The sequence below is a fragment of the Mobiluncus mulieris ATCC 35243 genome (assembly GCF_000160615.1).
GTDB classification, from domain to species: Bacteria; Actinomycetota; Actinomycetes; order Actinomycetales; family Actinomycetaceae; genus Mobiluncus; species Mobiluncus mulieris.
This window is the reverse complement of sequence record NZ_GG668518.1, coordinates 213,998-218,519: the sequence shown is the minus strand read 5'-3', so window position 1 is coordinate 218,519 and position 4,522 is coordinate 213,998. Positions and strand designations below refer to the sequence as shown.

General features: G+C 60.2%; 3 protein-coding genes and 1 tRNA gene. 3 read left to right on the top strand and 1 reads right to left on the bottom strand.

Annotated elements, in window-relative coordinates; genetic code table 11:
• A partial coding sequence (locus HMPREF0577_RS00820; protein WP_004011745.1) for a ComEC/Rec2 family competence protein occupies positions 1-1,583 on the top strand: 1,583 nt, incomplete at its 5' end.
• Positions 1,584-1,667: 84 nt separating this feature from the next.
• Here HMPREF0577_RS00820 and holA read toward each other — a convergent pair.
• Complete coding sequence (gene holA, locus HMPREF0577_RS00815; RefSeq protein ID WP_112664875.1) at positions 1,668-2,972, bottom strand: DNA polymerase III subunit delta; 1,305 nt, start codon at positions 2,970-2,972, stop codon at positions 1,668-1,670.
• Positions 2,973-3,534: 562 nt separating this feature from the next.
• Between holA and HMPREF0577_RS00810 the strand changes: the two genes are divergently transcribed.
• Both HMPREF0577_RS00810 and HMPREF0577_RS00805 read left to right on the top strand, forming a co-directional pair.
• Entirely contained in the window at positions 3,535-3,975 is a 441-nt protein-coding gene (locus tag HMPREF0577_RS00810) for an HIT family protein (RefSeq protein ID WP_004011742.1), read from the top strand.
• 373 nt (positions 3,976-4,348) lie between these two features.
• Positions 4,349-4,421, top strand: a tRNA-Lys gene (locus HMPREF0577_RS00805).
• Positions 4,422-4,522: the final 101 nt, after the last annotated feature.

Sequence of the window (4,522 nt, the reverse complement as noted above, 5' to 3'; positions counted from 1 at the left end):
TCGGATCCGCGGCGGCGCTAACAGCGCTCGCCGCGTTCGCGGTCGGGCTCGGCTTCGCCGGGCACGCCGCGAACCTCGCCATCGCCGCGAGCGACCCGCTCGCGGCGATTGGCGCGGATCCGAGCCACCGCTTTGAAATCCAGGCTCAGGTTATCACCAGCCCCCGGCCGATGACCTTCGGTCACAGTGCCGAGAAAACCCCCCAGCCAGACCGCCGCTTCGAAGCTAGCGCCACCGCAACAAATGTCACAATCAACCCCACCAACCCCAACCACAACCCCACCAACCCACCCGCCAACAGCACCACCCCAACCGCGACCAACCCCAAATCCAGCAATACCAACCAAAGCTACCGCGTCACCCTGCAGGCCAAGTTTTTGACCTGGAGGGGAAGCACCTATCGCACCCGGGCAAAACTGCAGGTGAAAGGCAAGGGCTGGGCGGATATCCCGCTGGGAGCAACGGTGTCGCTGCGCACGGGTCTAGCCCGTTTGGATCCCAGCGGGGAGTTCCTGGGGCTGGCTAAAGCCCCCGGAACTCCCCGCATAATTGCCCCACCCAGCGGCCGCTTCATCTTTGTTAACGCGGTGCGTTCCCGCCTCGCCGAGGCGGGAACGCACCTTGCCCCGGAAACCCGCGCCATGATTGGTGCCATGTCCCTGGGCTTGACTCAAAATCAGAGCCAGTCCGACCGGGATGCCATGCAAATCGCGGGGTTGTCACATCTTACGGCCGTATCCGGCTTGCACCTGAGTGTGCTGCTGGGTTTGGCTCTTGGCCTCACCGCCCGCGCCCCGCGAGCCATCCAAGTGGCGGCGGCCGGCGCTATGATGATTGTTTTCCTGGGGATGTTGGAAGGATCCGCCTCGGTGACCCGTGCGGCCGCTATGGGCAGCGTGACGCTGCTGGGTTTAGCGCTGGCGCGACCCGCCAAAAGTATCGCGGCCTTAAGCCTGGCAGTGATGGCAATGCTGCTGGTCAACCCGTGGCAGGCGGCGTCCTGGGGTTTCGCCTTGTCGGTGGTAGCCACGTTTTCGATTGTGACCTTGGGGCAAACTTTGTCGCGCTGGCTGGCGACGTTCTTACCGCGATTCCTAGCCCTCCCCCTGGCGATTTCGCTTTCAGCGCAACTCGGTTGCCAGCCGTTAATGTTGATATTACGCGGAAAACTCCAGTTGTTTTCGCTACCAGCAAACCTGCTTACCGGCGCGGTCTCTTCCATCGTCACTGTCGGCGGCCTCGTCTTGGTTGCCCTTGCCGCCATCACTCACCTCGGCATCACCCTCGCCCAATTCGCCACCTTCCTCGAACCGGCCAGCGCCCTGATTTTCGCCCCGTTCAGCCCCCTCACCGAAGTAACCGCGCAGGTCACCGGGCTGGCCGCGAATTGGATTCTGGGGGTGGCGCGGTTCTTTTCACGACTGCAAGGTGCGGAAATCCCCTGGATCGAATCCGGCTACGGCATTTTCGGAATTCTGGTGGTCACCCTGGCCTTCCTGTGGCTGGCCGGCCGCTACGCCTACCTGCGCCACTGGTCGGTCAGCTTAGGCTCGCCCTTCCGCTTTCATGAGGTGCCATTTTAAATCTACGCTCATTTTTCCTTGCCCGGCTTTCCCTTCCCCCATTGTCGCCCCAGCGCATAGCTAGCGAAGGCGCCCGCCGCGCGGCTATTTTCTAGCGCAGCGACAGACTTCCAAAATCATCGCCTCCAACGCATACTCCGCATCGCGCGACCCGCCTTTGACCTGCGCATCTGCCACAGAAACGGCACGCAACGCCCGGCCAAGACGCGCATCATCCCAGCGCCCTAATAGGGGGCGAATTTTACGCGCCATCCAGTCATTCATCGGTTTCACGTCGGCCAGCAGACCAGTCTCTTGCACCAGTCGCGAGGGCGGCGCCGCCAACTGCAGCAACTGCCGAATTTTCATAGCCATCGCCGCCACTATCACCACGGGCGCCACCCCGATTCCCAAGGCATGACGCAATTTCGCTAAAGCACCGGACACATCACCCACAACGGCTGCATCCGCAATGTCAAAACCGGTGGTTTCCACCCGGCCTTTCAAGTAAACCTGCACGTCATCGAGACGCAGCGGGCAATCCATATTCCCGGCGGTCTCGAGTAACTGGTCGGTTACCGCCACCAGTTCCCCGAATTCCTCGCCCAGGGCATCCACCAGCGCATTTGCTGCGGCCGGCTCCAATTTGCGACCTAACCGGGTTCCCTCTGTGGTCAAGAACTTCAGCTTTTCATCGCGACGCTTCAAATCATCACAAGAGTAAATCGCTGCCCAAGGCCCTTTGCCGCCATCCCGGTTGGCACCTCGTGAAGCCGCCGCGCCCGAAGCGACCGAAGCACCCCGCCCCCCAGCCCCACCGGCCAAACCTTTGACCAGGTCAAGCACTTTTTTCCCGCGCACTCCCCCGCCATGCCACAACACCAGATAAGCCTCCGGGTCGCCCCCCGCAGTCGCGTCGCCATCCCGGCTGGCACCTCGTGAAGCCGCTGCGCCCGAAGCACTCCGACCACCCGCACCCGAAGCACCCGCCGTACCAGCCGCCGCACCCGAAGCACCCGCCGCGCCTCGACCCCCGGCGCCTGCCGCCGCACCCATCAAAGACTCCAAATACGCCGCCAAATCGTCCAGCAACGCCGCCGAGCCACCCTCCAGCCCAGACACCACCACCAGGGGCTTACCACCAAACAACGACGGCGACAAAAGCTGCGCCAGAGAACCCGCCTCGTAACTGCTCGCATCCAACTCGGTGACCTCCGGCGGCTCGAAATCCCCCGCCGATTCCGCCAGAGTCATCGCCTCGCGGCGCAGCATCGCAATCGCCCGTTTAGCGAAAACCTCCTGTTTACCAAGCAATAGCACCACTGGCGCTAAAACCGCTCGCGACCAGGGCGGAAACCCCGTCCCCACCCCGGCGGTCTTACTTTTGTAACTCTTTGTACTTCCAGCCACCCTTTAACCTTAAGGTATCGCTTCCCCCGTTATGGACACATAAGTCCTTTGCTAAAGCTCTGCGACCTTACCGCTCAAGGGAGATTCGGCTGTTTGTTATAAGGCGCGACGGCTAGAACGGCAAATCGTGGTCATTCTTTACCGCTTTCGCAGGTTAGTGCGTGGCTCGCGCGACTTTGTCCCGAGTTCCACAGCAGGGTGTCCGGTTTGTGGCAAAATCGGGGAGTTTTTGGGGTTGTGTGAGGGGTTTTGTGGCAAAATCAGGAAAAATCAAGACCAGGTGGCTGATTTAGTCCCTTATCGAGGCGTTTTTTCCTGAATTCGTCACGGCAGGGCACGAAACATTGCCGCCAGGTTCAGAAAATGCTGCTCTATTTCTATAATTTGAGATTGCGGTGCCATAACGGAAACCTAGACTCCTCTAAATTTCGGATACTCGACATCAAGATACCCAAATTCTCGGCTTATGCGTCCATAATGTGTCCATAACGGGAACCAATGGAACACCAACGGACGCCGCATCCAAAATCACTTATGATGAAAACAACGAAAGGAAGCCCATATGTCTACAATATTTACCAAGATTATCAACGGCGAACTGCCCGGGAATTTCGCCTGGCAAGACGAGAAATGCGTCGTTTTCGCCACTATTGAACCGCGCTCCCCCGGCCACATGCTGGTGGTGCCGCGCGAAGAAGTCGATAACTATCTCGATGCCGACCCGGATTTGCTCGCGCATCTGGCTAAAATCGTCCAGATTATCGGCCAGGCCGGATGCCGCGCTTTCGGGGCACCGCGCGCCTTCATTGCGGTGGCGGGTTTCGATGTACCGCATCTGCACATTCACGTGATTCCTACGGATTCGCTGAAAATCCTGCGCCCCGAGTACAAGAAAGCCGCCACGGCGGAGGAATTGCGCGAAAATACCGAGAAAATCCGCGCTGCTTTGCGTGAACTCGGCCACGGTGCTCAGGTACCCACCGCCGTCGACCACCTGGACTAGGTTCCGCCGACGGCCTCCGCCCACCGGTTCCACCCGACTCGGCTCCGCCGACGGCCCCCGCCCACCGGTTCCACCCGGCTCGGCTCCGCCGACGGCCTCCACCCACCGGTTCCACCCGGCTCGGCTCCGCCGACGGCCCCCGCTCACCGGTTCCACCCGACTCGGCTCCCCCGCCCACCGGTTCCGCCCGGTTTCATGAGGTGCCTGCCCGAATTTACGCCGTAAATCCCAGATGGCACCTCGTGAACCCGACCATTCCCGGTTGCCACAAAAACGCAACCACACCCCAATTTGCGATTTAGCCGCCGGAGGATTAAGATTATTTTCTGTTGCGTTCGCTGAATCGTAAACCGAAAACGCGTCAGGCAACAGAGCACCACTAGCTCAATTGGCAGAGCAACTGACTCTTAATCAGTGGGTTCAGGGTTCGAGTCCCTGGTGGTGTACGAATAAACCGTTGCGGAAACACCTCCCCGCAGCGGTTTTTTCATACCCCCTATACGCCCAAAAAGCTTGCACACCCCGACCTTACGTTGCTATACCAATC